Consider the following 21,070-nt stretch of genomic DNA (forward strand, 5'->3'; position numbering starts at 1 on the left):
CGAACGGCTCAACGGCCCGCGTCGAGACGTCCGACGTGGGCCACGTTGCGCAGATCCTCGGCGTCCTGGCTCGGCGTCGCCGTGAACCAGGCGTCGAGGATCTCCTTGAGCACCGGCTGCGAGATCAGGCGCAGGCTCAGGGCGAGGACATTGGCGTCGTTCCAGCGGCGGGCGCCGTCGGCGGTGTACGCGTCCGCGCACAGGGCGGCGCGGACGCCCGCCACCTTGTTCGCGGCGATCGAGGCACCCGTGCCGGTCCAGCAGCAGACGACCGCCTGGTCGGCAGCGCCGGCGGCGACATCGCGGGCGGCCGTCTCCGAGCACACCGCCCACTGCGGGTCGGCCGCCGGATCGAGGGCGCCGTACACGCGCACCTCGTGACCACGGTGGCGCAGCTCCTCGACGAGGAGACGCGCGACGGGTTCGTCCATGTCGGAGGAGACGGAGATCCGCATGCCCGCAGCCTAGGGCCTGTCCGGGGCGGAGTCCGTGCGGGCCTCGATCGCGGTGAGGACCGAGGACATGTCCAGACGTCCGTTGCCCAGCCGTACGCTCTCGCCGTAGAGCTCGCTGCTGAGGTCGAGGAGCGGGGTGGCGATGCCGGCCGCGCGGGCCGCGTCGGCGATCAGCCGGGTGCTGGCGTGGGCGTCCGAGGTGGCGGCCTGCACGGTGAAGTCGTGTGCGGCGAGCATCGGGACCTTGACCCGGGTCACGCCGCTGGCGAGCTGGCCGGAGTCCAGGACGGCTCGGAACATCTCCAGGTCCAGGTCCTGCCGCCGGGCGAAGTGCACGGCCTCGGCCAGCGCCGCGATCGTCGTGTTCAGGTAGAGGTTGACGGCCAGTTTCATCAGCAGGCCGGTGCCGGCGCCCCCGCAGTGGACGGTCTCCCGGCACATCGGGGCGAGCAGCGGCCGTACCTCCTCCACCGTGTCCCGGTCGCCGCCGAGCATCGCGACCAGTTCGCCCGCCTCGGCCGGCCGGCGTGATCCGGACACCGGGGCCTCCACGAAGCGGCCGCCGGCGGCGTGGACGTCGGCGGCGAGCCCGCGCGCGTACTCGGGTGCCGTCGAGCCCATCGACACGACGACGCGTCCCTCGACGAGTTTCCCGAACGCCGGGCCGCCGCGCCCGAGGACCGTGTCCGTCACCGTCTCGTCCAGGAGCATGACGATCACGACACGGGCGCGTGCGAAGACGTCCTCGACGCTCGCCGCGACCTGCGCCCCGGCCGCGCGCAGCGGCTCGGCACGGTCGGCCGTCCGGTTCCACACCACGAGCGGGGTGCCGGCCCGGGCGAGATTGAGCGCCATGGGCTGCCCCATCACGCCGAGCCCCACGAAGCCGTACAGGGGGGCGCCGGGGCTGCCGGTCGCTTGCGTCATCGTCGTAACTCCTTTTCGGCGCGCGGAAGGTGAGGGCCATCGGCACTGTACGGCGCGCGGGCGTGGCCGCCCACGACGGGTGAGGCCGATCGGGTAGGGCGCGGCGCGCCTCGGGGATGCGGGCGGCCGTCGGTGCAGGATCGGTGGTGCGGCCGCCTCGGGACGGGCCGCACCACCACGTGCAGAGGCCCGGTCATGAGAGTCTTCGACTGCCTGTTGTTCCGACGGCCCGACCGCTGCTGTCGCGACGGCCGCCCCGGCGGCACCGCGGCGGCGGCATGACCATCGCCGCGGGCGGCGGCCGCTACGGCGAGGACGTCTTCCGTCCCGATCAGGCGGGCGAGGGCGAGCGCATCGACCTCGGCGCCCTCGTCTTCGACGACCTCACGATGGCCCGGCTGCGGGAACTCGGGGTCGGCCCGGGCTGGCGCTGTCTCGATGTGGGCGCCGGTACGGGCACGGTCTCTGGCCGGCTCCTGGACGAGGCCGGGGTGGCGAGCGTGCTCGCCGTGGACCGGGACGTACGCTTCCTCACCGCTCGGCCCGGACTCGACGTCCTGGAGGCCGACATCACCGCCGCCCCGGACGCGGTCCGCGGCCCGTTCCGGCTCGTCCACGCGCGCTTCGTGCTGATGCACCTGTCCGAACACGACCGCCTGGTCACCGCGTTGGCGGGGCTCGTGGAGCCCGGCGGGGTGCTGGTGCTCAGCGACGCGGTCGACCTGACGAGTGACCGGACGCCCGACACCCCGTACACGACGGTGATGCGGGCCATGTGGGAAGGGCTGCGGGCGACCATCGGTACCGACGTCTCCTGGGTGCCGTCCTACCCACAACTGCTGCGGGGCGCGGGCCTGGTGTCCGTCGCCGCCGAGATCCATGTGCCGCCGCTGGTGCCGGGCGGTCCCGTCAGCCGGTTCTGGGCGGACACCTGGGAACGGAGCCGGGCCGCGATGCTGGCCACCGGCCTGGTCGACGACGCGGCCGTGGACGCGGCGGTCCGCTACCTGGCCTCCGACGAGTGCGCCGCGCTGTCGGCCGGCATGCTGACCACCTGGGGACGCAAGCCCGAGGCGGGGACCGCGGCCTGACGGCCGCCGACCACGGCGGGCGGCGACCAGCGCCGCCGGAAGGCCGGCCGGGCGGCCGGGCGGGCCGGGCCGGAAAAGCAGCCGCGCACGACTCCCTGCCGAGACCGCCGTACGCGCCGGAGCCCGGGAATCCTGCGCGGGTACGACGGTCCGCCGCGGTCCGTCCGGCCGGCCCCGTCCGGTCACTGCGCGTATCGGCCGTGTCGACGTGGCGCATCTGCGCAGAAACGGCACACAGGCTGCACACTGCCTGGCCAAAGGCTCGCTACCGTTCAGGCCGTTCGATCCCACGTGTGATCGAGATCAGGCCACGGCCGAGGACGCCGCTGGCGCAGTCGAGTCAGGAAGACCCCCGATGGACTACTGCTCCTCGTGCCGTCGGCACCTCAACGGTGCCCTGGCGTGCCCTGGTTGCGGCGCCTACGCCCCGGACATCGCGCCCCGTGTCGTGGTGACGCCGTGGCGAGCCCCGGCGGACAACGCCCGGCACGACGACACCGATCAGGGGGAAGAGGCGGCCGGGGCTTCCCGCGACGGCTCCCACGCCGGGTCCGCCGCGCCGGCCGGGCGGGCGGCCCGGCGCCGTCAGCGGGCCCGCTGGAAGAAGACCCAGCGACGTGCCCTGGTGGCCACCGCCGTCGCTCTGGTCGGCGGCGGACTGACCGTCGCCTCGCTGGACCGGCAGTCCACGGACCAGACACAGGCGGCCAGCGCCCCGGACAACAGGGCGATGGGAGTCGCGGACGCGGAGGCCACGCTGCCGACGCCGTCCGCGTCGGTACCGACCGGCCGTCACCGGGCCCCCGACCGCACCCCCTCCGCCCGTTCGGCGGCCACCGCGAACGCACCGCGGGAACAGACCGCCGGCGCACCCGTCGCGACCCCGGCATCCCGTCGGCTCCCCCTCGTGCCGGTGCCGTCCACGGCGTCGTCCGCCACCCGGTCCCAGGGAGCGGCCGCAGCCCCCTCCACCGCTTCCGGCACCACCACCGCCGCCCCCCAGTCGCAGCCGACGGCCACGGCCACGCCCGCTTCCACCGCGGGCGACAGCACACCGGCACCGCCGGCGACCACCGCCCCGGCCACGACCCCGCCCTCGCAGCTCTGCCTGCTGGTCATCTGCCTCGGCTGAGTCGTTCGCCCGCCCGAGGACGCGTGGCCGGGTCCGGAGTGCCGTGGTCCGTGCACATCCCGAGGAGTCGCCGGTGAGCGCCACGGGCACAGTGAGGGAGGACCAGCTGCGACGAAGACGGACGGGAACCACGACCGGGTCCCGTCCTCGGCGAACGGAGACCTCTCGTGACGACGAATCCCGCTACCGACGCGACGGCGGATCTGTCACTCGCCCCGCTCGAACGCCTCGACGAGGAGATCATCGCGCTTCTCGCCCGCCGTCGCGCCATGGCCCAGGAACTCGCGCCCCCGGCCCGCGCCCGCGCCGCCGACCCTGCCTTCGCGGAGACCGTGAGCGGCACCACGGACCGCTACCGCCAGGAACTGGGCGGCGCCGGTGAACTCGTCGCCCGCGCGGTCATAGTGCTGTGCGACCCCCGTCGCGCGTCCTGAAGAAAGCTTCCTCCGGGCCCGGGGCGCGCAGCCGCCGGGCCCGTTCGGGGCCCCCGGGAACACCCCGGAAGCCCGCGTCCGTCCGGACGCGGGCTTCTCGCGGTTCACCAGGCCAGCGGGCCGTTGACGTCGAAGTAGCCGCCGGTCGGTCCGTCCGGACCGAGCTGTGCCATCCGGACGATGATCTCGGCACCCTCCGCCACGGTCTGCGTGCCGGTGTTGCCGTTCAGGTCGGTCTTGGTGAAGCCGGGCTCGACGGAGTTGATCCGCATGTCCGGGAACGCCTTCGCGAACTGCACGGTGAGCATGTTCAAGGCCGTCTTGGAGGTCGGGTACGCGATGCCCGGGTAGAAGTGGGCGGGGTGGTCGGGGTCGGAGAGCGCCGTCAGCGAGGCCAGACCACTGCTGACGTTGACCACGACCGGCGCCGCCGAACGCCGCAGCAGCGGCAGGAAGGCGTGCAGGACACGGACCACACCGAAGACGTTGGTCTCGAAGGTGTTCCGCATCTGGTCCGCGGTCACGGTCTCGGCGGTCGGCACGCCGTTGTCCGCGGTCCGGGTCTCGATCGCGGCGTTGTTGATCAGCACGTCCAGTCCGCCGTCGGCCTCGACGGTCTTGGCCGCGGCATCGACGGAGGCGTCGTCGGTGACGTCGAGGAGGACGAACCGGGCGCCCAGCTCCTCGGCGGCCCGGCGGCCCCGCTCGGCGTCCCTGGCTCCCACGTACACGGTGTGACCCGCGGCGATGAGCCGGCGGGCGGTCTCGTACCCGATGCCCTTGTTGGCTCCGGTGATCAGTGTTGTCGTCATGCGTCCAGCCTGCCCCCCGGCCACCGGGCCAGCCAGCAGACCCTTCTTCCTGGGACTGCCGGTACCAGGCACAGCCGCGACCGGCGGTGTTGACTGGGGGCATGACGGCGACGGAACTCGGGCGGGCACTGCGACGTTGGCGCGATCGGGTGGCCCCGGACGCGGCGGGGCTGCCGGCCGGCGGTCAGCGGCGTGCGGCCGGGCTGCGGCGCGAGGAGCTGGCGCTGCTGGCCGGGATCTCGGTCGACTACATCACGCGCCTCGAACAGGGCCGGGCGGTCAATCCGTCGGTGCCGGTCGTCGAGGCACTGGCGCGGGCACTGCGGCTGTCCGCGGACGAACGGATCTATCTGTTCGGCCTGGCAGGGCTGGTGCCGCCGGGGCCGGACGTCGTTCCCGGGTATCTCACGCCCAGCGTGCAGCGGCTGCTGGACCGGCTGTCCGGCACCCCGGTCGCGGTCTCCGACGCGGCCATGACGCTCCTGGTGACCAACCCGCTGTACGCGGCGCTGATGGGCGACCCGTCCGGTCTGCGCGGCTTCGAACGCAACGGTGTGTGGCGCAACTTCCTCGGCCGGCCAAGCCGCGTGCGGCACGCTCCCGAGGAGCGGCGCGCCTTCGAGGTCGGCATGGTCGCCGAGCTGCGCTCGACGGCCGCCCGCTATCCGGCCGACCGTCAGCTCCAGCGCATGATCGCGGAGTTGCGGGCCGGGAGCGAGCGGTTCGCGGAGCTGTGGGACGCGGGGGTCGTCGGCCGGCTGGAGGCGTCGCGCAAGACCATCGAGCATCCTCAGGTGGGCCTGCTCACTCTGGACTGCGACCAACTGCGGGTCGAGCAGCACGACCTGCACATCCTCGTGTACTCGGCCGAGCCGGGCACCGAGGCCGCGGAGAAACTGAGGCTGATCTCGGTGCTCGGCACCCAGAGCCTGACGGGGCAGCCCGGCTAGGGCCTGTCCGGCGGTCAGGGCGGGGGAAGTCGACGGCGTCTCGTCAGCGCCGGTGAGAGGTCCGGTGCGTCCCACCGCGAGGCGGAGGAGGGCGGCGACGCGGCGCGCGCACCTCCCGGCCGAAGGCCGGGGGGCGGCCACGACCGACGACAGCGCCGCTGGGGTCCCCCTGTGGGGAAGGGCGTGGCGGACCCCGCGGTCCGCGGCATGATCCGCCGGACGGGCCCCACAAGGCCCGCCAACGCCGCGACGTCGTGATGCGGGCCGTGACGACCTGCTCGTATCGTGGGAGGACAGAGCGACGCGGTAAGCAGGAAAACCATGGCAGAACCGGCGGTCGACTACGCGGCGGTGTTCCAGGCCCTTCCCGGCGCGGTGGCGCTGGTGACTCCGCAGCTGATCGTCGCGGACGCCAACGCCGAGTTCCTGCGTCTTCGGGGCCTCCCCCGCGAGCGGGTGGTCAACAGCTTCATCCCCGAGGACCTTCCCGACAACGACTCCGCCGAGCCCCTCCTGCTCAAGGTCCTGGCGTCGCTGCGCAGGTCCGCGGACACCGGTGAGCGTACCGTCGTGGCGGTGCAGCACTTCGAGATGAAGGATCCCGACCAGCCCGGGGTGTGGCACGAGCGGTACTACACCGTGACCAACGTTCCCGTGTTCGGGGCCGACGGGCGGGTGGCGCTGCTGCTGCAGCGGCTGGAGGACGTCACCGAGCTCATCAGGGCCCGTGAAGTCGCGCTGACCCTGCAGGAAGCCATGCTGCCCACCCCTCGCCCGGTCTGCCGGCATCCGACGGCCGTGCGGTACCGGCCGGCCGCCGAGGCGCTCAATGTGGCCGGCGACTGGTACGACCTGGTCGACCTGCCCGGCGATCGGGTCGCCGTCGCCGTCGGTGACGTCGTCGGTCACGGCCTGGCCGCGGCATGCGTGATGGGACAGCTGCGCAGCGCCCTCACGGCCGCTTCCCTCGTCCCCGAAGGCCCCGCCCGCGCCCTGGAGGTCCTCGGGCTGTACGCCCGTACCATCGACGGCGCCGAGAACACCACGGTGGCCACGGCCTTCGTCGACTGGGAGAACGACACCATCACCTACAGCAGCGCCGGCCACCCTCCGCCGGCGCTGCTGCGGAGCGACGGGAGGGTCGGCTTCCTGGACCAGGCGACCGATCCGCCACTGGCCGCCCGCCCTCAGCACGGCCCCCGGACCCAGGCCGTCGCGCCCTTCCGCGAGGGCTCCGTCCTCGTGCTCTACACCGACGGTCTGATCGAACGCCGCGGCGAGGACATCGACACGGGCCTCGCCCGACTCGCCGACTCCCTGACCCGCCACCGCGGGGAGGACCCGCAGGCCCTCGCCGACGCCGTACTCGGCGACCTGCTCCCGCCCGGTGACGCCACCGACGACACCGCCCTGGTCGTCGTGGGCCTGTGAACCGGTCGCGCCGCGGTGCCGGTTCCCGGTCCTCGGTCGGGACGACGTGGTCACGTCGGCAGGGACCGCGCCTGGGCGTCAGCCGAGTTTGCGGCGCAGTTGCAGGACGTAGAGCAGCAGGAGCGACGGCGCGACCAGGACCGCCGCCACGCAGGAGACCACGAACAGCTGCCACAGGGTGGCCGACGGGGAGGCCGCCTGCTGGATGGTCAGGTGCGTGCCCAGGAGGTACGGGTACTGCGCGACTCCCCAGCCCGCCACCACCGCGGCGATCGCGACGGCCGCGAGCGCGCGGACGACGGGCGGGCTGCCCCTGCGCAGCAGCACCAGCGCGGCCAGACCGCACACGGCGGAGACGATCAGCAGCGGCAAGCCGACCCGGCTCAGCTGGTGGAACAGCCGGGGAGCGTCCGCTCGCAGCACGAACACGCCTGCCAGCGCCACCAGTCCCGCAACGACGCCGGCGCCGACGGCCCGGTGGCGGAACGCCCTTTCCAGGGAGGACTGCGCCCGGCGCCCCGCCTGCCCGGTGAGGAAGACGGCGGCGAGATAGGCGCAGACGGTCACGGCCAGTACACCGCCGAGTACGGACGTCGGATTGAGCCAGCTGGACAGCGGGTCACCGTGCCCCGCCGCGGGGACACGGCCGGAGGCGATGCCGCCGGCGACGGTGCCGAAGAAGAACGGCGTGACCACCGACGAGGAGGCGAAGGCGATACCTGCCGCCGCCTCGCCCCGGCCGCCGGACAGCGCGTGGCGGAAGGCGAAGCCGGCGCCCCGCGCCACGATGCCCAGCGCCGCCAGGCCCAGGGGAATGTAGAGCGTGGTGGTGATGGCTGTGTACGCCGGCGGGAATCCCGTCCAGATCATCACCAGGATGAAGACCAGCCACGTGTGATTGGCCTCCCACACCGGGCTGATGGAAAGGTTGATCAGCTCCCGCACGGGGCGGCCGTGCCGGCGGCCGCCGGCTGCCATGTCCCAGAATCCGGCGCCGTAGTCGGCACCCCCGAACAGGGCGTAGGCGATCACGCCGACGAACAGGACCACCGCGGTCAGGGTGCTCATACGTCCTCCGCTCCGAACCCGCGCTCGCTCGCGGCCGGCACCGGCGCCGGCGGCGGCTCGGGGCCGTACGGGACCGCGACGGCCTCGGTCCCCTCACGCAGCCAGCGGCGGTGCATCGCCCGCAGGACCAGCACCGCGCCCACCCCCACACAGAGGTAGATCGCGAGGACCGTGGCGAACAGCGGCCACAGGTTGCCGACCGTGGTGACCGCGTCCCGCGTCAGCAGGAGCCCCACCACCGTCCACGGCTGCCGGCCGACCTCCGTCACCACCCAGCCGCTCCACAACGACAGGAGCGCGACCGGTCCGCACACCGACGCGGCACGCAGGAACCAGCGGTTCACCGGGACCTCGCGGCGTCGCCACCACAGCCAGCCGAACCACAGCGCCATCAGCAACAGCAGCGAGGCGGTTCCGACCATGACGTCGAACGCGAGGTGCACAAAACTCACCACCCTGTCATCGGGGCGTACGGCCGGCGGGATCGCGTCGATGCCCTGGATCGTGGTGGACGGGCTGAAGGCGGCGAGGACGGATGCCACGTCCGGAACGGGGAGCCCGTAACGGACCTTGCCGTCGACGAAGATGCCGCCGAGCGTCTCAGGGATGTGGTCACCGGTCCTGGGGACCATCTCGATGGCCGCGAACTTGGCGGGCTCCCTCTCGAAGACCTGGCGGGCGATCGTGTCACCGACCAGGAACTGCAAGGGTATGGCGATCGACGCGACGGTGAAGGGCACCAGGAACCCGAGCCGGTGGTAGCGGTCCCGGCGGCCTTTGAGCAGACCCCACGCGTACACCCCCGCGACCATGAACCCGGCGACGATGTACGCCGCCAGGAACATGTGCACCATCTCCCACCAGAACGCGCCGTTGAAGAACACCTTGGACGGGAACACCTGGACGACACGCCCGTGGCTGAGGACGATGCCCGCGGGCTGGTTCATCCAGCTGTTCGCCGCGATCACGGAGGCCGTTCCGCCGACACTCGCCAGGGTCACCGCCACGCCGGTGCAGAAGTGCGGCCACGGGGGAAGCCTCTTCCAGCCGTAGATGTAGATGGCCACGAACACGGCTTCCAGAAAGAAGAAGAGCCCTTCGTAGGCGAACGGGAACCCGAACGCCGCCCCGTACCTGCCCATGAGCCCGGGCCACAGCAGCCCCAGCTCGAAGGAGAGCACCGTCCCCGACACCGCCCCCACCGCGAACAGCACGGCGGCCACCTTCGACCATCGTTGCGCGAGGAGCAGCGCCTCGTGATCGTCACGGCGCAGCGCCCGGTAGTGGCAGACAAGCATCATGAAGGTGAAGGCGACGCCGAAGGGCACCAGAACGATGTGGAAGCCCAAAGTGAACGCCATCTGCTCACGCGCGGGCAGAAGCTGCGGCGGGTCGACGGCTGCCAGCAGCGCGGACAACGGCATGGATTCTCTTTCCGGCTCGGACAGCGGCGAACGACGCTCCTGGGCGGGTCCGCATCGCAGGAGGTCGGATCTCGCGCATGCTAGTCAGCGCCCGGTTGCCGGCTCGCCATGACGGTCGGCGGCACCGCCGATTCCCCCTTTGGTGCCATCTCCCGAGTGCCAAGTAGACGAAACGGCTCGGACGGCGGGCGGAGGGCCGCCCGTGTGAGCTCCGGGTCTCCCGGTCTGATCAGCGGTTCCGGCGGTCAGCGGTTCCGCCGTTCCGTGGTTCCGCGGCGGCGGAGGCGCCTGCGTGGTAGCGGGCGAGGAGACCGCGCAGGGCCTGGACCTCCCCCGCGGCCCAGCCCTCGGTGCGGGCGTCGACCTCCCGGTACATCAGGGCGTCGGCACGGGCGAGGAGTTCCCGGCCGCGGTCGCCGGGGCGGAGCAGCTGGGCCCGGTGGTCGTGCGGATCAGCCTCGCGTACCACCTGGCCGGCACGCTTCAGGGCGGTGACCTGGCGGCTGATCGTGGACTTGTTGAGGCCGTAGAGGCCGACCAGGTCCGTCGCGCGAGCTCCGTCGCGCGCGTCCGTCTCGGACAGCAGGGAGTAGTCGACGAAGCTCAGGTCCGGGCGGAGCCGTTCGGTGCTGCCCCGGAGGCGCCGGGAGAGGGTCACCGGCTCCCGGACGAGTCCGCGGAGCGCTGTCTCGTCGTCGGCCACGTGCGTGTCCTTCGCTACGGCCCGGCCTGCCGCTCGGAGTTTCATTTTGCAACAGACGGCGGACGGTTCTCCGGACGGTTCTCCAGTGGGAATGTCGCATTGGGCGACCGACCGTCGAGGCCACACCGCCTCCACCGGGCACCCGGCACACCCGGGACACCCGACCGTGGGCGGCGTACATCGTTTCGTCCCTTTAATGTCTTTATGTCAATCATGGGGATGTGAGAGGCGGGCGAGAGCCATGCGCGTCGAGGACGTCGTCCACGCACCGAGCACACCACTGGACGCCCCGGCCTTTCCGGCCGGTCCGTACCGGTTCACCGACCGCGAGTATCTGACCATCACCTACCGGACGGATCCGGCGGCCCTGGAGCGGGTCGTCCCGGAGCCGCTGCGGGTGACGGACCCGCTGGTCCGGTTCGAGGTCATGCGGATGCCGGACGTCACCGGGCTGGGCGACTACACGGAGTCGGGCCAGCTCGCCGTCGTCGAGTACGAGGGCGAGACGGGCGAGTACAGCCTGTCGATGTACGTGGACAACTTCCCCGCGATCGCCAGTGGGCGGGAGATCGGCGCCTTCCCGAAGAAGCTCGGACGGCCCCGGCTCCATGTCGACCAGGACACCCTCGTCGGCACCCTGGACTACGGCTCGCTGCCCGTGGCCCGCGGGACGATGGGCTACAAGCACCGGCCGCTGGCCACCGAGGATGCCCGCGCGCAGCTGACGCTGCCGACATTCATGCTCAAGAAGCTTCCGCACTACGACGGCACACCGCGCATCTGCGAACTCGTCCGTAGCCAGACCGTCGACCTCACGGTCAAGGGTGCCTGGAGCGGGCCCGCCCGGCTGCAGCTGCTGGCCCACGCGCTGGCGCCGCTCGCCGACCTGCCGGTCCTGGAGGTCGTCTCCGCCTCGCACATCCTCACCGACCTGACCCTGGGCCGCGCCCGGATCGTCCACGACTACCTGGCCTGACCGTTCCCCCCTCCCCCTCCGCTTCCACCGCCTCGCCCCGCCCCGAGGCAAAGCAGGTGTCCCGCAGGTCCGAGAACGAGAACGACGGCATCTCCGGAATCCGCACGGTCACCGTGGTCGGAGGAGGGGTCATCGGTGCCTCCTGGGCCGCGCTCTTCCTGGCCCGCGGCCTGTCCGTCACCGGTCGGCGACCCGCAGCCCGGCACCGACGAGGCCGCGCGCACGTATGTCGCCCAGGCCGCGCCCGCGTTGAAGGCACTCGGCCTGGACACCTCGTCCCTCACCGCGCGGCTGTCCTTCGCACCGGACCTGGCCACCGCGGCCCGTGAGACGGACCTGGTGCAGGAGAACGGCCCGGAGGGGCTGGAGCTCAAGCACGAGATGTGGGGGACCGCTGCAGTCGGCGATCTTCCGCGAGTGCGTGTACCGGGTCAGCGAGGGCGTCGTCACCGTGCGGGAGCTCGACTCCATCGTCAGCTCGTCGATCGGCCGGCGCTGAGCCGTCGCCGGGCGCTTCCGCTCCTTCCACCTCGGCGGCGGGGAGCGCGGGCCGGTCCACCCCATGAGCCATCTCGGTGTCGGCATGGAGCGGCGCTGGGCCGACATGGCCCGCGAGAAGGTGGCCTTCGACGAGCCCACCAGGCAGCTGCTGACCCACCAGATCGCGGACTTCGGCGGCACCGTCGACGAACTCGCCGCCGAACGGGACCGCAGACGGATCGCCCTGATACGGGCGCTCGGCGAGACCTTCGGGGCCGACCCGCACGCACCACCCCGACCTCCCGGCGGCAGCTACCGCGTCACCCTCAGCCTCACCCGCATCGCCACCTGGATCCTCAGCCTCGGCGTCTTCGAACGCGACTACGCCCAGGCGACCGCCCTCGCCCCCTGCCCCGGCTCCCCGCACGCCAGGCCACTTCCCCGACATCCTCCTCCCCCGCGGCAGCAGCGCCCCGCGGTGGCTCCCCCACCGCAGCTGAACGCCGTCGGCCCCGGCCCCGGCGGGCGATCTCACGTCCCGGTCGGGCCGGGCTTCCCGGCGACGGACTCCTGACAGACGTCCGCGTAGGTGCGCGAGTCCTTGATCAGGTCGTCGCAGAAAGCGGCGACGTCCTCGCCGACAAGTTCCAGAACTCCCGTGCCGGCCGCGACGCCCTCCTCGAAGAAATCGACGATTCCCGGGAGCAGGGTGCCGTCGGACAGGTCGACCGGTCCGACCTTGAAGAAGTACTTCTGCATCTCCCGGTAGACGATCTGATAGTCCGGGGGCAGCGCCTTGACCCGCGCCACGTGCGCCCGCCACTGCTTCTTGCCTTCGATGATGTCCTGGATGCCCACGTCAGCCTCCCAGCCTGCCCAGTTTTCTGGCGACGTTCCGGTTCAACTGCTCGCGCCACCGGTCGCGATGGCTGCGAGCCCCTTCTCCGCCGGCCAGCGCCGCGCAGAAGCCCGCGATGTCGTCGCCCAGCACCTCGTGAACGCTCTGCCCGTCCGCGGCCGTTTCCTCCAGCAGCCCGAGGGCACCGTCGAGGATCGGCATCAGGTTGCGGCCCGTGAAGTCCCCGTAGGGGAAGAGGTGTGCCTTGACCTGTTCCCACGCCGCCCGGTGGTCGGCCGGCAGGGCCTCGGCCCTGACCTCGAACGCCTTCCACTCCCGGGTGAGGTCACCGCCGGTGACGGTCTCCCAGAAATTCATCTCCCGCCCTCCTTGAGCCTGTCGATCCGTGCGGAGAGGTACTCCCATTTCTTCCAGAACCTCTCCAGCTCTTGGCGCCCCGCGTCGTTGAGTGCGTAGAACTTGCGCGGCGGACCCACCCCGGACGGCCGTTTCGTCACCTCGACGAGCCGGTTCTTCTCCAGTCGCAGCAGGATGGTGTAAACGGTCCCCTCGATGACGTCGGCGAAGCCGAGTTCATTGAGCCGCCGTGTGATGGCGTACCCGTAGGTCTCCTCACTGTCGATGATCTCGAGCACGCAGCCCTCGAGCGTGCCCTTCAGCATCTCCGTCAGGTCGTCCATGACGGGTCTCCCCTTCGATCCCCCAGTACTGCGTAGCACCGAGTACCACTATACGGTATCACCGAGTAGTCCGTCGCGGCTCCCGCTGCGCCACACTGGCAGGAGGGCCATGGCCGTCGGACGACACGGCTGAAGGAAGCACGACATGGTCGACGACTCGGCGCCGGCGCCGGTTTCGGTCTTCCCCGGTACAGCGCAGGAGCGGCCCGCTGGAGTGGTGCGCAGCGCGTTCGCGCTCGTACGTGCGCTCAGCGAGGCGCCGGGCCCCCTCGGCGTCACCGATCTCGCCTCGGCCGTGGGCATTCCGAAGACGACCGCGCACAGACTCCTGGATCACTGGATTCCGTGTGCTGCGCGCAGGGAGCGCTGCCGTCTCCCCTGGTCCCCGCGTCGGAGCAGCGACCGGCGGTGCTGCACCCGGCCGCCGCCCTCTAGAGGGCCCTCGCTTCCGGGCAGGTGGCGGCCGAGTACCGGGAGGCGCACCCGGGATGCGTCTGTATCGCCGCTCCCGCCCTGCTTCCGTCGGGCGGGACGGTCGTCGCCTCTCTCGCCCGGCCGGAGCACCGCGAGGTGGAGTCCCTCAAGCGTCCCCTGGAGGGGGTCGTCTCCCTGATCCGGGCTGTCAAGCCGGCCCCGCGGTCGGCTCGTGCCGTCGGTCACGGGGTTCGGCACGGACGTGCCCTTCCGGTTTCACCTCCGGCGCCGGCCCTGAAATCCCTCTGAAACCGCGCTGAACGGGGGTTCGGCCACGCTCCGCGGCATGACGACGACGGCCCCGTCGGGGCCGGCTGCCCTGGAGGGGATCACCATGAACGGCCTGCGACGGATGCGTCGGCACGCGGCGGCCTTCGGGCGCTTCGCCGGACTGGGCGGAGCGGTCACCCTGGCGTCCTCGGCGGCCCTGGTCCTGCTTGGGCAGTGGATTCCGTGGATGGCGGCGAACGCGCTGACCACCGTCGCTTCCACCGTGGTCGCGACCGAACTGCACGCTCGTGTCTCCTTCGGCCACGGGCGGCCGGGACTGGCCGGCCATCTGCGGAGCGCGGCCACCACCGCCGCCGGATGGCTGGTCACGTCCGCGGCGGTCGGCGCGCTGGCCGCGCTTCGCCCCGGCGCCGGACTCGTCCTGCAGCAGACGGTGTACCTGTCGGCCACCGCGCTCGTCGGCATCGGCCGGTATCTCGTGCTGCGTCTCGGTGTGTTCGCCCCGCGCACCCCTCGGCCCCGGACCGACGGCGCGCGGTTGCGGGCCGCGTACCGCCCCGCGCTGTGAGGGCCGACCGGACGGACGTCCGCCTCCTGGGTCGACGGCGACCCACGCCGGACGGGCAGGTCGGGCAGTCAGGCGGTTGCCGCGTGGGTCCAGAAGTCGCGCATCCAGGAGGGGAAGGCGGGGCCGCGCAGCCCGCGGGGGGTGAGGAGGATGGTGACCGTGCCGGTGGCGGGGAGGATGTGGGCGGCGGTGCCGGTGCCGCCCACCCACCCGTAGCGGCCGGGGACGTTCCACGGCTCCGCCGAGGTGACGTCGACAGATCCGCCGTAACCCCAGCCCTGGCCCTGCAGGAAGAGGGAGCCTTCTTCGCGCTGCGCGGCGGTCAGGTGATCCGTCGTCATGAGGCGTACGGACTCCGGCGAGAGCACGGTACCGCCGCCGGCCAGCAGCATACGGCCGAAGGCGAGCCAGTCCGCGGCAGTGGCCACCAGACCGCCCGCCCCCGAGGGAAACACGGGCGGGGTGGACCATGCGCCGTCAGGGGCGTCGGCGAAGATCAGGGAGCCGTCGGGGCCGCTCCGGTAGTAGGGGGTCAGCCGGTGCCGCGCCACGGCCGGTACGGCGAAACCGGTGTCCGCCATCCCGAGCGGCTCGAAGATCCGCTCGGCCAGGAACTCCGGCAGCGGGCGCCCCGCCGCCCGTGCGACGAGTACTCCCTGGAGATCGGAACTGGCGTTGTAGAGAAACGCCTCTCCGGGCTGGCGCAGCAGCGGGACGCCGGCGAGCGCCGCGACCCACTCGTCCGGACTCGCCGTCGGACGCGGCCCGCCGCTGTACACGGCCACGTCCGCGAAGAGCGGTTGAAGGGCCGGCGCGGCGAAATCCGCCCCGAAGCCCCACCCCGAGCGCGACGACAGGACGTCTTCCACGGTAATGGGACGGGCGGCCGGCACCAGGTCGTCCAGCCCGCTCACGGGGGTGCGGACGACCACCGGGGACGCCAGCTCCGGCAGCCAGCGTGCGATCGGCGCGTCCAGGGTGAGCACGCCGTCGTCGACCAGCGCCAGCACGGCGGCGGCGGTCACGGGCTTGGTGACCGAGGAGAGCCGGAACAACGCGTCAGCCTCCAACGGAGCCGAACCGCCGGGCTCTGCCGATCCCACGGCCGTGACCTCCACGTCGCCCGCGCGGTCCACCAGGGCCACCGCCCCGGGAAGGACCCCTTCGGCGACGTACTTCTCCAGCATCGCGGTCAGGTCGCTCATCAGGCTCAGCCTCTCGTTCGCCGGCACCGGGTACGACCCTAGGACCCGTCATCGGCCCGGAACTCATCGGCGCCGGCCCGCGCGCCTCGCTTCGCCGGCGTCCTTACCCTCCCCGTCCCCCTCTGTCTCCCCTTGCCCGGGCGCCCCGGCCGGTTCAGTCGGCGAGGTCGGGGAGCTCGGTGGCCAACAGGTGCACGGCGCCGCCTTCGGGGGCTCGGGCCGTCTCGGCCGAGCGGGGAAGCATGGCGACGAACTCGCCGACCTGGCCATGGCCCTGGCCGGCAGCACGACCCCGCTGGGCGAGGACGACCTGCGCGATCTCGAGGCCCTCGCCGAGCGGTGCGCGCTCGGTCCCCAGCCGAAGGCGATCCCGGTCCGGGAGAACCCGGCGGTCGTCAACGAGGCCCGGCTCCGCGCCGGGGCGGACCTCCTCCTCGGCACCGTCACCGATGTGCTGCGGCTGGCCTGCGCGCTGTCGGCGGCGAGGTGACGCTGCGGGAGCCGACCCGGTTCCGGGCGCTGTCGCGGCCGCTGCGCCGGGGACTGCCCGAAGGTCTCGACGCCGTGGTCGCGGCGAATCCCGCGAAACTCGCCGACGTGCACGCCCACCGGGAGCCCTTCAAGCGGCTCGGCGAGCGTCTGCACCCGCACGAGTACCCGCGCCGGCCGCACGCCGCCGACGTGTTCGCGGTCGCGCGGGGCGAGAAGGAGGCACGGTCCTTCGACAGCCGGACCGAGCAGCTGCTCGACGCGTACGACGTCCGCGGGGCGGTGAGACTGCTGGAGTCGGCGCCCGGCAAGCTGCTCCGCGCCCTGGACCTGCTGCTGCGCGCCGAGGGCCCCACTCCTCACCGTACGGGCCCCTGAGCCGGGGGGCGTCGCATCCCGTACGGCAGGTTCGAGGCGTCTCGGCCGGCACCCAGGACGTCGACGTCGCCCTGATCGCAGGGCCCGCCCGGCAGGTCGTCATCCCTTCGTCGTCAGCCGCAGGTCGACCTCCTGCTCCTGGTCTCCCGACGCCCTGCCCCGCTCGTCCACGGCGAACGCGACACCCAGGGCGTCGCAGAGCCGATCCACAGCGACGTAGTCGCCTTGCAGGGTCGCGGAGACCGAGCCCCGCAGCGGGACGGGACCGGTCGGGATCCACTCCTGCGTCGGCTCGAACTCCGCGCTCCACACGGTGGTTCGGCCGCCAGGCTGATCCTGGGGCAGATCGTCCGGTGAACGGTCGGTCGGGAACGCGGTGCGCAGGACCCCGAAGACGGTGGCGGCGTCCTGCCGGGACGTTCCGGTGAGGGACACGGTGGCCATCAGTTTCACTCTCCTTCGATGCGACGGGACGAACGAAGGGCGGGCGCCGGCAGAACGCCGGCACCCGCCCCGTGCACGTGGCCTGACGATCAGGCTCCGAGGTCTCCGTAGTAGCCGCCGACCTGCTCGTGGTAGCCGGGGTCGCCGACGTGCTTGTCCTTGTCGAACTCGGGGGCGTTCTTGATCTCGTTCTTGGTACGACCGACGTGGACCGTCCGCTCCGCGATGTCGATGGCCGAGATGACACCGGCAGGAAGCAGAACCTGCTTGCCGAAGATCCACACTCCGGTGTCGACGACGATGTACGCGGCTCCGACGTCCTCCGAGTGCTTGTCGACCTTGCCGATCGAGCCGTCGCTCGCCTCGACCTTGAATCCGGTCAGGTCAGTCCCGGCCTGGTGGCCCGACTCAACCTGGTAGCCCCACATGCTGTCCGACATACGAAAACCTCCCCTTGTAGAACGTGAATCCCGGAACGCCCGTCCCATAAATTCCTGGGCGCCCCTCGGAGGGCCGAGTGCCCACCGCCCTCCCTCTCACACTCCTCATTTCTCGGTGTGCGCGTCTCCACGGAATGTGAACGGTGAATTCGGCGCCGCCCGATATCACGACGACCGGCACGACGACCAGAAGTGCAGGATTCAAGGATCCGGGTGGCCTCCCTTCTCCGGGAGGCCGTAGTGCCTGTTGGGAGACGTGCGACACGGGTCACCCGGGTCAGCGCCGCAGCATCATGACGACAACGACGATGACAATGATGATGACGATGGTCCCCAGACCTATGTACACGATTTTCTCTTTCCGTGAGGGGGCGGCACTCATCGGTGCGTGCCGCAGAGAGCCGAGTGCCCCCGTCGACGACTTTCACCCTGATCCGGCGAGTCCGCCGCCCCGCTGCCGCATGGGATCGAAAGAACTCACCTCGCCATCGCATGAGTGGCCTCGATCAGCGCACGGTCGTGCCGACCGGAATGACCTCGGTCCAGCCGTGACCCGGCCGAGACGTTTGTCCGGGCGCGATCGGTGCACACGATGAGCTGACACAGCCTTTGTTTCGAGGAAGCGAGACGCACCATGGGCATCATCGCGTGGATCATCATCGGCCTGCTCGCCGGCGCCATCGCCAAGGCCCTGATGCCGGGCAAGGACCCCGGCGGCATCATCGTCACCATGCTCATAGGCATCGTCGGCGGTCTGCTGGGCGGCTGGCTCGGCAAGGTGATCTTCGGCGTCGACTCCATCGACGGATTCTTCGACCTGTCCACCTGGATCGCCGCGATCGTCGGCTCCCTCATCCTGCTCGTCCTCTACCGCCTCGTCACCGGCAACCGGCGCTCGCATCGTCACGCGTGACGCACTGACGGCACCGTGACCCGCTGGAGGCACACGGCTACGCCCATCTGGACGACTCCCATTCCTGCGCGCAGGACGGGAGCCGTCAGGTTGTCCGGCGCCTGCGGCGTCCACCGCGGCCGATCGCGGCAGTGCGACGCACATGACCTCCGCCGCCGCAAGGCCGATACTGGTGGGCAAGAGTCCGTCCGCGCCCCATGGACAACTCCACAGATCGCGCCCTGAACAGGACAGACACCGGTCAGAGAGTCACCTGCCAAACCTCTCAGGAGACAGCCGTGAAGATGCTGATCAACGTCCCGGAAACCGTGGTGGCGGATGCGCTGCGGGGTCTGGCGGCCGCCCATCCCGATCTCATCGTCGACGTGGAGAACCGGGTGATCGTGCGGCGGGGCGCTCCCGTCGCCGGGCAGGTCGGGCTCGTGTCGGGCGGGGGGTCCGGGCACGAACCGCTGCACGGCGGATTCGTGGGCCCCGGGATGCTGTCGGCGGCCTGTCCCGGTGAAGTGTTCACCTCTCCCGTTCCGGACCAGATGGCCCGGGCCGCGGCGGCCGTGGACAGCGGCGCCGGCGTCCTGTTCATCGTGAAGAACTACACGGGCGACGTGCTCAACTTCGACATGGCCGCGGAACTCGCCGAGGACGAGGGCATCCAGGTCGGGAAGGTCCTCGTCAACGACGACGTCGCCGTCACCGACAGCCTCTACACCGCCGGCCGGCGCGGCACCGGCGCCACCCTGTTCGTGGAGAAGATCGCCGGCGCCGCCGCGGCCGAGGGTCAGCCGCTGGAGCGGGTGGAGGCCATCGGGCGCCAGGTGAACGAGAACTCCCGCAGTTTCGGCGTGGCGCTGAGCGCCGGCACCACCCCCGCCAAGGGCACCCCGACCTTCGATCTGCCGTCGGGCGAGCTGGAGTTGGGGATCGGCATCCACGGTGAGCCGGGCCGCGAGCGGCGGGCCATGATGACCTCGGGCGAGATCGCCGACTTCGCGGTCAACGCCGTCGTGGAGGACCTGCCGCCGCGCAACCCGGTGCTCGTCCTGGTCAACGGCATGGGTGCCACCCCGCTCCTGGAGCTGTACGGCTTCAACGCCGAGGTCCAGCGTGTGCTGGCCGAGCGCGGTGTCACCGTCGCCCGCACCCTGGTCGGCAACTACGTCACCTCCCTCGACATGGCCGGCGCCTCGGTCACCCTCTGCCAGGTCGACGAGGAGCTGCTGCGGCTGTGGGACGCCCCGGTGAGCACACCGGCCCTGCGCTGGGGCATGTGAGCGAGAGACAGCGACCACCCGCGCCCGTACCGCAACGCAAGGAGATCCCGTGCTCGACGCCGACTTCTTCCGCCGCTGGATGGCGGCGACCGCTTCCTCCGTCGACCGCGAGGCGGACCGGCTCACCGCCCTCGACTCCCCCATCGGGGACGCCGACCACGGCAGCAACCTCCAGCGCGGGTTCAAGGCCGTGGTGGCCGCGCTGGAGAAGGACGCGCCCGATACCCCGGGTGCCGTGCTGACGCTGGCCGGGAGCCGGCTGATATCCACCGTCGGCGGCGCGTCCGGCCCGCTGTACGGCACGCTGCTGCGCAGTACGGGCAAGGCGCTCGGCGACGCGGCCGAGGTCGACGAGGCGCAGCTCGCCGAGGCGCTGCGGGCCGGGGTGGACAAGGTCATGGCGCTCGGCGGGGCCGCGCCCGGCGACAAGACGATGATCGACGCCCTGGTGCCGGCCGTGGACGCGCTCGGCGGCGGCTTCGGCGCGGCGCGGGCCGCCGCCGAGGAGGGCGCGCTGGCGACCACACCGCTGCAGGCCCGCAAGGGCCGGGCGAGCTACCTCGGGGAACGCAGCATCGGTCACCAGGACCCTGGCGCCACCTCGTCGGCGCTGCTCGTCGCGGGACTCGAGGAGGCGGCCGGTGAGTGACGACAAGGTGGTCGGGATCGTGCTGGTGTCGCACAGCGCGGAGGTCGCCGCCTCCGTCGCCGAGCTGGCCAAGGGCCTCGCGGGCGGCGGCACGGCGGTACCGGTCGCGGCGGCGGGCGGCACCGAGGGCGGCGGGCTCGGCACCAGCGCCGAGCTGATCGCGGGTGCCGCCGCATCCGTGGACCGGGGGGCGGGCGTAGCCGTCCTCACCGATCTGGGCAGCGCGGTGCTCACGGTGAAGGCGCTGCTCGCCGAAGGCGACGAACTCCCGGACGGCACCCGCCTGGTGGACGCCCCGTTCGTCGAGGGCGCGGTGGCCGCGGTGGTCACGGCGGCCACCGGCGCGGACCTGGGCGCCGTGGAGGCGGCCGCAGCGGAGGCGTACTCCTACCGCAAGGTCTGACAACCCCCGGGGCCTCCGGGCCGCCGGCCCGGCACGAAGGCCCCGACACACTCCCGGGCCGGCCCGAGACCGCCCCGGGACATGCCCCAGGGCATGTCCCGGGGGTCATGCGGCAGACGTAGTGTCTGCCGGCCTCCCTCAGAGGGGACCCCGGCGGCGTTGCCCTCGGTTGTCGACGCCCCC

The 21,070-nt window shown here is 72.0% G+C and carries 25 protein-coding genes and 1 pseudogene; 14 read left to right on the forward strand and 12 right to left on the reverse strand.

The features are described from left to right. Positions 1–8 precede the first annotated feature (8 nt). The gene (locus ACZ4O3_RS11580; protein WP_362729026.1) at positions 9–455 is read right to left on the reverse strand and encodes an RpiB/LacA/LacB family sugar-phosphate isomerase; all 447 of its coding nucleotides are present in this window, start codon (positions 453–455) and stop codon (positions 9–11) included. A gap of 9 nt (positions 456–464) precedes the next feature. Next, positions 465–1,382, reverse strand: a complete 918-nt coding sequence (locus ACZ4O3_RS11585) for an NAD(P)-dependent oxidoreductase (RefSeq protein ID WP_467722017.1) — start codon at positions 1,380–1,382, stop codon at positions 465–467. Positions 1,383–1,660: 278 nt separating this feature from the next. Here ACZ4O3_RS11585 and ACZ4O3_RS11590 point away from each other — a divergent pair, with 278 nt between their 5' ends. The 3 genes from ACZ4O3_RS11590 (at position 1,661) to ACZ4O3_RS11600 (ending at position 4,039) form a co-directional block, all read left to right on the forward strand. Further along, positions 1,661–2,473 (forward strand): class I SAM-dependent methyltransferase, encoded by an 813-nt coding sequence (locus ACZ4O3_RS11590; protein ID WP_467722018.1) that lies wholly within the window; start codon positions 1,661–1,663, stop codon positions 2,471–2,473. A 355-nt stretch (positions 2,474–2,828) separates the two neighbouring features. Then, positions 2,829–3,605, forward strand: coding sequence for an SCO2400 family protein (locus ACZ4O3_RS11595; protein ID WP_467722019.1), 777 nt, complete (start codon positions 2,829–2,831; stop codon positions 3,603–3,605). A gap of 167 nt (positions 3,606–3,772) precedes the next feature. Continuing rightward, positions 3,773–4,039: a hypothetical protein gene (locus ACZ4O3_RS11600; RefSeq protein ID WP_467722020.1), complete on the forward strand. Its 267-nt coding sequence runs from the start codon at positions 3,773–3,775 to the stop codon at positions 4,037–4,039. A gap of 104 nt (positions 4,040–4,143) precedes the next feature. On the opposite strand, the gene ACZ4O3_RS11605 is transcribed toward ACZ4O3_RS11600, so the two are convergent. Then, positions 4,144–4,851 (reverse strand): SDR family oxidoreductase, encoded by a 708-nt coding sequence (locus tag ACZ4O3_RS11605; RefSeq protein WP_467722021.1) that lies wholly within the window; start codon positions 4,849–4,851, stop codon positions 4,144–4,146. Positions 4,852–4,952: 101 nt separating this feature from the next. On the opposite strand from ACZ4O3_RS11605, the gene ACZ4O3_RS11610 reads away from it, so the two are divergent. Beyond that, positions 4,953–5,801: a helix-turn-helix domain-containing protein gene (locus ACZ4O3_RS11610; protein ID WP_467722022.1), complete on the forward strand. Its 849-nt coding sequence runs from the start codon at positions 4,953–4,955 to the stop codon at positions 5,799–5,801. A gap of 321 nt (positions 5,802–6,122) precedes the next feature. After that, the gene (locus ACZ4O3_RS11615) at positions 6,123–7,232 is read left to right on the forward strand and encodes a PP2C family protein-serine/threonine phosphatase (protein WP_467722023.1); all 1,110 of its coding nucleotides are present in this window, start codon (positions 6,123–6,125) and stop codon (positions 7,230–7,232) included. A 78-nt stretch (positions 7,233–7,310) separates the two neighbouring features. Here the strand turns inward: ACZ4O3_RS11615 and ACZ4O3_RS11620 are convergent, their stop codons facing one another. From ACZ4O3_RS11620 to ACZ4O3_RS11630, 3 genes are all read right to left on the reverse strand, one after another. After that, the gene (locus ACZ4O3_RS11620; protein ID WP_467722024.1) at positions 7,311–8,300 is read right to left on the reverse strand and encodes a cytochrome d ubiquinol oxidase subunit II; all 990 of its coding nucleotides are present in this window, start codon (positions 8,298–8,300) and stop codon (positions 7,311–7,313) included. Next, positions 8,297–9,724 carry a cytochrome ubiquinol oxidase subunit I gene (locus ACZ4O3_RS11625; RefSeq protein WP_467722025.1) on the reverse strand — a complete coding sequence of 476 codons (1,428 nt, stop codon included), beginning with the start codon at positions 9,722–9,724 and terminating at the stop codon, positions 8,297–8,299. Before ACZ4O3_RS11625 ends, ACZ4O3_RS11620 begins: the two co-directional genes overlap by 4 nt. Positions 9,725–9,953: 229 nt before the next feature. Continuing rightward, positions 9,954–10,427 (reverse strand): MarR family winged helix-turn-helix transcriptional regulator, encoded by a 474-nt coding sequence (locus ACZ4O3_RS11630; RefSeq protein ID WP_467722026.1) that lies wholly within the window; start codon positions 10,425–10,427, stop codon positions 9,954–9,956. Positions 10,428–10,668: 241 nt separating this feature from the next. On the opposite strand from ACZ4O3_RS11630, the gene ACZ4O3_RS11635 reads away from it, so the two are divergent. Both ACZ4O3_RS11635 and ACZ4O3_RS11640 read left to right on the forward strand, forming a co-directional pair. Next, a complete protein-coding gene (locus ACZ4O3_RS11635; protein ID WP_467722027.1) occupies positions 10,669–11,403 on the forward strand; it encodes an acetoacetate decarboxylase in 735 nt (244 codons plus the stop codon). Positions 11,404–11,965: 562 nt separating this feature from the next. Continuing rightward, on the forward strand, positions 11,966–12,457 hold the full coding sequence (locus ACZ4O3_RS11640) for a hypothetical protein (protein ID WP_467722028.1): 492 nt from the start codon (positions 11,966–11,968) through the stop codon (positions 12,455–12,457). Here the strand turns inward: ACZ4O3_RS11640 and ACZ4O3_RS11645 are convergent. The 3 genes from ACZ4O3_RS11645 to ACZ4O3_RS11655 are packed head-to-tail and all read right to left on the reverse strand — an operon-like array spanning position 12,415 to position 13,422. Beyond that, positions 12,415–12,741, reverse strand: coding sequence for a DUF1048 domain-containing protein (locus ACZ4O3_RS11645; protein ID WP_362721208.1), 327 nt, complete (start codon positions 12,739–12,741; stop codon positions 12,415–12,417). The genes ACZ4O3_RS11640 and ACZ4O3_RS11645 overlap by 43 nt on opposite strands. 1 nt (position 12,742) lies before the next feature. Continuing rightward, positions 12,743–13,099 carry a DUF1048 domain-containing protein gene (locus ACZ4O3_RS11650; RefSeq protein ID WP_362721204.1) on the reverse strand — a complete coding sequence of 119 codons (357 nt, stop codon included), beginning with the start codon at positions 13,097–13,099 and terminating at the stop codon, positions 12,743–12,745. Continuing rightward, positions 13,096–13,422, reverse strand: coding sequence for a PadR family transcriptional regulator (locus ACZ4O3_RS11655; RefSeq protein ID WP_362721201.1), 327 nt, complete (start codon positions 13,420–13,422; stop codon positions 13,096–13,098). The genes ACZ4O3_RS11650 and ACZ4O3_RS11655 overlap by 4 nt, the downstream gene beginning before the upstream one ends. 145 nt (positions 13,423–13,567) lie before the next feature. Here ACZ4O3_RS11655 and ACZ4O3_RS11660 point away from each other — a divergent pair, with 145 nt between their 5' ends. Both ACZ4O3_RS11660 and ACZ4O3_RS11665 read left to right on the forward strand, forming a co-directional pair. Then, positions 13,568–14,035: a helix-turn-helix domain-containing protein gene (locus ACZ4O3_RS11660; RefSeq protein WP_467722029.1), complete on the forward strand. Its 468-nt coding sequence runs from the start codon at positions 13,568–13,570 to the stop codon at positions 14,033–14,035. Between the two features lie 195 nt (positions 14,036–14,230). Then, entirely contained in the window at positions 14,231–14,695 is a 465-nt protein-coding gene (locus ACZ4O3_RS11665; protein ID WP_467722183.1) for a GtrA domain-containing protein, read from the forward strand. A 68-nt stretch (positions 14,696–14,763) separates the two neighbouring features. Here ACZ4O3_RS11665 and ACZ4O3_RS11670 read toward each other — a convergent pair whose 3' ends face one another. Further along, positions 14,764–15,900, reverse strand: a complete 1,137-nt coding sequence (locus ACZ4O3_RS11670; RefSeq protein ID WP_362726353.1) for a serine hydrolase domain-containing protein — start codon at positions 15,898–15,900, stop codon at positions 14,764–14,766. A 247-nt stretch (positions 15,901–16,147) separates the two neighbouring features. On the opposite strand from ACZ4O3_RS11670, the pseudogene ACZ4O3_RS11675 reads away from it, so the two are divergent. Beyond that, positions 16,148–16,731 (forward strand): annotated as a pseudogene (locus ACZ4O3_RS11675) (hypothetical protein); the annotation flags it as partial. Between the two features lie 135 nt (positions 16,732–16,866). Here ACZ4O3_RS11675 and ACZ4O3_RS11680 read toward each other — a convergent pair. Both ACZ4O3_RS11680 and ACZ4O3_RS11685 read right to left on the reverse strand, forming a co-directional pair. After that, positions 16,867–17,211 (reverse strand): hypothetical protein, encoded by a 345-nt coding sequence (locus tag ACZ4O3_RS11680; RefSeq protein WP_362726350.1) that lies wholly within the window; start codon positions 17,209–17,211, stop codon positions 16,867–16,869. 89 nt (positions 17,212–17,300) lie between these two features. Next, complete coding sequence (locus tag ACZ4O3_RS11685) at positions 17,301–17,651, reverse strand: PRC-barrel domain containing protein (protein ID WP_362726347.1); 351 nt, start codon at positions 17,649–17,651, stop codon at positions 17,301–17,303. Between the two features lie 634 nt (positions 17,652–18,285). Here ACZ4O3_RS11685 and ACZ4O3_RS11690 point away from each other — a divergent pair. From ACZ4O3_RS11690 to ACZ4O3_RS11705, 4 genes are all read left to right on the forward strand, one after another. Beyond that, positions 18,286–18,564, forward strand: a complete 279-nt coding sequence (locus tag ACZ4O3_RS11690) for a GlsB/YeaQ/YmgE family stress response membrane protein (protein ID WP_351663322.1) — start codon at positions 18,286–18,288, stop codon at positions 18,562–18,564. Positions 18,565–18,842: 278 nt separating this feature from the next. Next, positions 18,843–19,835, forward strand: a complete 993-nt coding sequence (gene dhaK / locus ACZ4O3_RS11695; protein WP_362726344.1) for a dihydroxyacetone kinase subunit DhaK — start codon at positions 18,843–18,845, stop codon at positions 19,833–19,835. 49 nt (positions 19,836–19,884) lie between these two features. Beyond that, complete coding sequence (gene dhaL / locus ACZ4O3_RS11700; protein ID WP_467722030.1) at positions 19,885–20,484, forward strand: dihydroxyacetone kinase subunit DhaL; 600 nt, start codon at positions 19,885–19,887, stop codon at positions 20,482–20,484. Continuing rightward, positions 20,477–20,887: a PTS-dependent dihydroxyacetone kinase phosphotransferase subunit DhaM gene (locus ACZ4O3_RS11705; RefSeq protein WP_384991742.1), complete on the forward strand. Its 411-nt coding sequence runs from the start codon at positions 20,477–20,479 to the stop codon at positions 20,885–20,887. The genes dhaL and ACZ4O3_RS11705 overlap by 8 nt, the downstream gene beginning before the upstream one ends. The last annotated feature ends 183 nt before the right edge of the window (positions 20,888–21,070 follow it).

The sequence above is a fragment of the Streptomyces sp. NPDC026515 genome (assembly GCF_055567595.1).